This is a genomic window from Methanosarcina sp. 2.H.T.1A.6 (genome assembly GCF_000979455.1).
Taxonomy (GTDB): domain Archaea; phylum Halobacteriota; class Methanosarcinia; order Methanosarcinales; family Methanosarcinaceae; genus Methanosarcina.
Genome location: NZ_JJOY01000035.1, coordinates 1 through 5,822, shown reverse-complemented (window position 1 = coordinate 5,822; position 5,822 = coordinate 1). Strand labels below are relative to the sequence as shown.

Here is a 5,822-nt window from a genome sequence, read left to right as displayed (position 1 = left end):
GTAGATCGTCGGCAGCGTCAGATGTGTATAAGAGACAGTAATAATAATTGGAACACAGTCAATATGAAAATCTATATTGATGAAGAGAAATGTACAGGCTGCGGGGCATGTAAGGCCGCCTGCCCTAAAGGCCCGAGGATTTATTCCATAGAAGAAAAAGATGGTAAAAAGGTTTGTGTTCTGAAGGACCCTTCTTACTGTCTGGGGTGCAGAATGTGTGTGACTGTCTGTATGGCAGATGCAATTACCCTCGAAAACTAATTTTAAAAAACACAGTCAGGATTGAGAAATTTGTCACTTGAAATTCGCGTAGTGCTTGTGGAACCCATGTATCAGGGAAATGTGGGATCGGTTGCTAGAGCAATGAAAAACTTTGGATATTCTGACCTGGTTCTGGTAAACCCCTGTGAGCTAGAGGGACAGGCAAGAGCCATGGCTTCTCACGCAAGGGATGTGCTCGAAGGTGCAAGAGTTACATCAACCCTTGAAGAAGCCGTAAGAGGTGCAGACCTGCTCGTAGGGACCACAGGAGTCTCAAGCCTGAAAGGAGGAGAACATATCCGCCTTCCCCTTTATACTGTCAGGGAATTCAAAGAAAAAATAAAAGAATACAGCGGCACTATTGCAGTCCTTTTCGGGCGTGAAGATAGCGGCTTCAGAAACGACGAACTCAAAGGCTTTGATATGCTCATTACAGTTCCGACCTCAGAGATCTATCCAATTATGAATCTATCTCATGCGATTGCAATTGTGCTTTACGAGCTTTCGGAACTGGAGGGAGGAAGCAATCCGCTTGCTGAAGGCTTTGACCTGCAGCTTATGTACGGGCATATGGATGAACTGCTTGAGGAAATAGACTATCCGGCTCACAAAAAAGACAAAACTTCCCTGATGCTGAGGAGGATATTCGGAAGAGCCGGGCTGACCCCGAGAGAGGTCCAGACTCTGAGGGGCATAATAAGGAAAACAGAGAGAATGATGGGATTTGCAGCAGAGGTTGAAGACCTGCAGAAAGCAGAAGATTCGGAAAGTATAGAAAAGTTCATATGATAATAAACCTGTTTTACATCAGAATCTATTGTACGTTTTTTAACTTTTTTTAGGATCGTTTTTAAGTAGAAACCGGATAAGAAAGGAAAATTTTACATAAAAGCCAAGTATTTTTGAGAACGCCATGACCGAGACAGAAAGCAAGTGGGACGAGAAACTAAAAAGATTCTTTAAAGACTACTACTGGAATGAGATCCTTCAGCTTGCAAACGAATATCCGGACCAGCGAAGTCTTGGAGTGGATTTTACAGATATCGAGAAGTTTGACAGGGAGCTTTCGAAAGAGTTTCTTGAGCACCCCGGAGAACTTGTATGTGCAGCCGAAGCTGCCCTGAAAGAAATTGACCTTCCTGTAGAAAAGAGTCTTGAACAGGCTCATGTAAGGGTTATAAAAATCCCGAACAGGATTCCTATCAGGGAACTGAGAAGTAAACACCTCACACGCTTTGTTGCAATCGAAGGTATGATAAGGAAAGCCACAGAGGTAAGGCCAAGGATTACTAAAGCCGCCTTCCAGTGCCTGAGATGCGGGCACCTCACCATTGTAGAACAGAACAGTTTCAAGTTCGAGGAGCCCTTTGCAGGTTGTGAAGATGAGACCTGCGGAAAGAAAGGGCCTTTTAAGGTTGCAATTGAAGATTCTACTTTTATCGATGCCCAGAAACTCCAGATCCAGGAATCTCCGGAAAACCTGAAAGGAGGTTCGCAACCGCAGAGCCTGGAAGTGGATGCCGAAGACGACCTCACCGGTAATGTTACCCCCGGAGACCGCGTCATCATTAATGGAGTCCTGAAATCAAGGCAGCGCACCCTCAAAGATGGAAAATCCACCTTCTATGACCTGGTGCTGGAAGCAAATTCTATCGAGCACCTGGACAAAGATTATGACGAACTTGAAATAACTCCCGAAGACGAGGAACAGATCCTTGAACTTTCCCGTGACCCGGCAATTTATGACAAAATCATAGCTTCCATCGCACCTTCTATCTACGGATATGAAGATATCAAAGAAGCCCTTGCCCTCCAGCTTTTTTCAGGAGTTGTGAAAAACCTTCCTGACGGCTCGAGGATCAGAGGCGATATCCATATGATGCTTGTAGGCGACCCCGGAATTGCAAAAAGCCAGCTGCTGCGTTATGTGGTTAAACTCTCGCCAAGAGGCGTTTTTGCATCAGGGAGAAGTGCATCTGCAAGCGGTTTGACTGCTGCTGCCGTTAAAGATGACATGAATGACGGCAGGTGGACAATCGAGGGTGGAGCCCTTGTTATGGCTGACATGGGGGTTGCTGCGGTTGACGAAATGGACAAAATGAAGACAGAGGATAAGAGCGCCCTGCACGAGGCAATGGAACAGCAGACTATAAGTATTGCTAAAGCCGGAATTATTGCTACCCTTAAGTCCCGCTGCGCTCTCCTCGGAGCTGCAAACCCAAAATACGGGCGTTTTGACCGTTATGAGGGTCTCGCTGAACAAATAAATATGCCCCCGGCATTGCTTTCCCGCTTTGACCTCATCTTTGTTTTGCTCGACACCCCAAACCATGCCCTGGACAGCAGGATTGCAAACCATATCCTTCAGTCGCATTATGCAGGAGAACTCTCCGAACAGCGGCAGAAGCTTCCCGGCTCTAAGATCACAGAAGCTTTTGTGGATGCAGAACTGGAAGTAATCGAGCCTGTGATAGAAGCAGAAATTATGCGGAAGTACGTTGCATATGCGCGAAAAAATGTGTACCCTGTAATGGAAGTAGATGCACGACAACATCTTATCAACTTCTATACGAACATCAGGAAGAGTGGAGAAGGCAAGAATACGCCTGTACCTGTGACAGCAAGGCAGCTTGAGGCGCTGGTCCGCCTCTCTGAAGCCAGTGCAAGAGTACGCCTGAGCAATATAGTCACTCTGGGAGATGCAGAACGGACTATAAAAATCACCATGAATTGCCTTAAAAACGTGGGTGTTGACCCTGAAACGGGGGCTCTTGATGCAGATGTACTTGCTTCAGGCACAAGCATGAGCCAGAGAAATAAAATAAAACTCCTCAAAGACATAATTAAAAAAGTCAGTGAGAGACATACCGGTGCCAAAGCCCCTCTCGAAGAAGTTTATGCAGAAGCTGAAAACGAGCACGGGATAGAAAGAGGGCGTGCAGAGGAATATATAAAGAAAATGAAGCAGAGAGGGGACATTCTTTCTCCGGACCAGGCCCATATCAGACTCATTAATTAAGTCAAAAAACAGTGGATATTTCGACCCTTAAAAAAGTTGCTGCGTAACACACGTCCCACAGGCAGGAGCAGCCTACCAGCAAACAAAATAATGATGGTTAAGCTGTAAATACTAAAAGGGAGAAATGGTTAAGCTGTAAATACTAAAAGGGCGAAGTATTACTTAAAAAGGGAAAATATGTATCTAAAGATTTATAAAAATGAAGGGCGCAGGCTTGTTGCAGCCTGTGATGAAGAATTGCTCGGAAAAACCCTGAAACATGGCAACGCCGTAGTAGAGATCAGCAAGGCTTTCTATGGAGAAGAGTCTGTTTCTGAGGAAGAGCTTCAGAAAGCTCTGGAAGAAGCTATGACTGCAAATCTCTTCGGGGAAAAAGCAATCAAATGCGCCATAAAGTGCGGGATTATCGATCCTGACTCCGTTATCATGATCGACGGCGTACCACATGCTCAGGTATTCAGAGTTTGAAAAAAACTCTTATATCTCACGCTGTTTGTGTAAACGGCTAAAAAGTGGTATACGGCAATTCCCGGTTTAATTTTCCGGGCTGGCCCTACCAGAGCCGGATAAAAATAAAACCTATAAAAATAAAATTTCAAAATTGTGATACTGTGAGCGGAAATACTGAAGAAGCCGGGATCAGAATGCTGACCGAAGGGGAACTGATTTCCGGGGTTGTGGAAAAACACAACAGGTTTCTGGAAGAATATAGAAAGGAGTTTAAAGAACTGGACAGCAGGCTGACCCAGTTTGAAGAAGATGCAAAAACTGCCAAAATTTCCAGAACCCGTATGGCGGAGCGAAAAGAGGTACTGACGGAAAAACGCCAGCAATATTACCATCAGGCAGAGGGATTGCTCGAGAAAGAGCTATTTCCGAAGCTGGATACCGTAACTGCTGATAAAATAAAGGAAGATATTAAAAAACTCAAAGGACAGATCGAACCCGAAGAGGAACAGAAATTAAAAGACTCTTTTATGGAACACCTGCAAGAACTCGTCCGGGAAGAGGGAGTCGGAGAAAGCATTCTCCTGCAAACCAGAGCCAGAATGGAGGACGCCAGAAACTCAAACCTGGAACTAAAAGAGATAACAGAGTCTGAAAAACAACTTGAAGAGGATGATGGAAACAAGAACAGTGAAATTTCCAAAAATAAACCCCAGCACAAATGGCTCAGCAGCAAAATAAAAAGTCACGAAGAAGCCCTGAGTTACTGGGAAAAACAAAAAGTATAACAGTTTTCGGAAAACACGTGGGTGGTAAGACATGAACAACGACGTTTCAACAGCAGAAACTGCAACGGCCGACCTTTCAAACCTAAACGAACGGGAGCTTAAGAGCAAGGTGAACGAGCTCAGGAGCAGGATAGAGAAAAGTGAAAGGCAATTGGCTTCGATATTTAAGGAACTGAAAATAAACAGGACCGATATCGACGAATTGAAAGAAAAGAGAGACTCTCTGAACAAGCAGGTTAAGGAAAGGGTTGCAAAAGCACAGTCACTTAGAGACCGACGGGACGAGATTAATAAGCAAATTGGAGAGTACAAGGAAAAAAGGAGCGACGTAAATTCCAAAACCCAGGAGCTTTTTTCAGGAATTGCGGAACTCAAGGAACAGCGTGATGAGTGCAACAAACTCTCTCATGGAAGCGTAGAATCCCTATCAAGGGCTTATGAAGCTGAACTGGACGCTCTATTTAATAAAGAACTCCCCCTTGAAGTGGAAATCAAGATACTCCAGAAATTAAGCGATCTGAGTAAACGCCTTGAAGCTGCAAATAAGGCAAATGAGCTTCATGCCCAAATCCAGGAAAGTTATAGGGAATCCAAAGGAATTCATAAAGAAGGGGACGAGTTCCACGAAAAAATTCAGGAACTTTCGGACGAATCTCAGGCATGCCACCTGGAAATGCTCGAAAACTTTAAGGCAGCAGACGAAATCCGAAAAGAAGCAAATATGTACCATGCCCAGCTTACGGATAAAATTGCGAACATAAATTCCATTAAAGAAAAAATAGATCCCCTCAAGAACAGCATCGCCGGCAGCCGAAAGGAACTCTCGTCAGACCTTGACAGGCTAAAAGACATTCAACTCACCAAAGATGAGCATAAAGTCAGCCAGAAGCACAGCGATGCTCGTGAAAAACTGCAGAAAAATGCTCGCCTCAGCCTCGAAGACCTTAAACTCCTCATAGAGAAAGGAGATGTAAAGTTCTCTACAAACGACTGAGAAGGCAGAAACAAGAGCAAAAAATAAAATCAGCGGTGGAAAACCGGTTGTAAAAAGTCTTTATTAGACGTATCTTTTCATCGGGAACTCTAGTTTAAAACTTCAGTTCCCACTTTTGAGATAATCTTCTGCTTTAAAGATATAGTTTTGACTTTTAAGTCGGACTCTTATTATTAAGTCAGACTCTTATTTTTAAGTAAGACTCTTATTTTTATAGGGTCCTCTTAAACTCACTCTTTAACTGGAACTTATTTTCCATTTTTTCTGCCAATTAAGCCAGAGAATAGTTTCCCCAAAAAAAGTACATCTTATT

General features: G+C 44.0%; 6 protein-coding genes. All 6 read left to right on the top strand.

The features are described 5' to 3' along the window. On the top strand, positions 1 to 261 hold a 261-nt coding region (locus EO98_RS10235; RefSeq protein ID WP_235284786.1), incomplete at its 5' end, for a 4Fe-4S binding protein. 30 nt (positions 262 to 291) lie between these two features. Then, the gene (locus EO98_RS10230; RefSeq protein WP_048138727.1) at positions 292 to 1,050 is read left to right on the top strand and encodes an RNA methyltransferase; all 759 of its coding nucleotides are present in this window, start codon (positions 292 to 294) and stop codon (positions 1,048 to 1,050) included. Positions 1,051 to 1,174: 124 nt separating this feature from the next. Beyond that, a complete protein-coding gene (locus tag EO98_RS10225) occupies positions 1,175 to 3,280 on the top strand; it encodes a minichromosome maintenance protein MCM (protein WP_048138725.1) in 2,106 nt (701 codons plus the stop codon). Positions 3,281 to 3,457: 177 nt separating this feature from the next. Beyond that, the gene (locus EO98_RS10220) at positions 3,458 to 3,748 is read left to right on the top strand and encodes a DUF424 domain-containing protein (protein WP_048138723.1); all 291 of its coding nucleotides are present in this window, start codon (positions 3,458 to 3,460) and stop codon (positions 3,746 to 3,748) included. Positions 3,749 to 3,891: 143 nt separating this feature from the next. After that, on the top strand, positions 3,892 to 4,515 hold the full coding sequence (locus tag EO98_RS10215; protein ID WP_048138729.1) for a hypothetical protein: 624 nt from the start codon (positions 3,892 to 3,894) through the stop codon (positions 4,513 to 4,515). Between the two features lie 31 nt (positions 4,516 to 4,546). Then, the gene (locus EO98_RS10210) at positions 4,547 to 5,509 is read left to right on the top strand and encodes a coiled-coil protein (RefSeq protein WP_048138722.1); all 963 of its coding nucleotides are present in this window, start codon (positions 4,547 to 4,549) and stop codon (positions 5,507 to 5,509) included. The last annotated feature ends 313 nt before the right edge of the window (positions 5,510 to 5,822 follow it).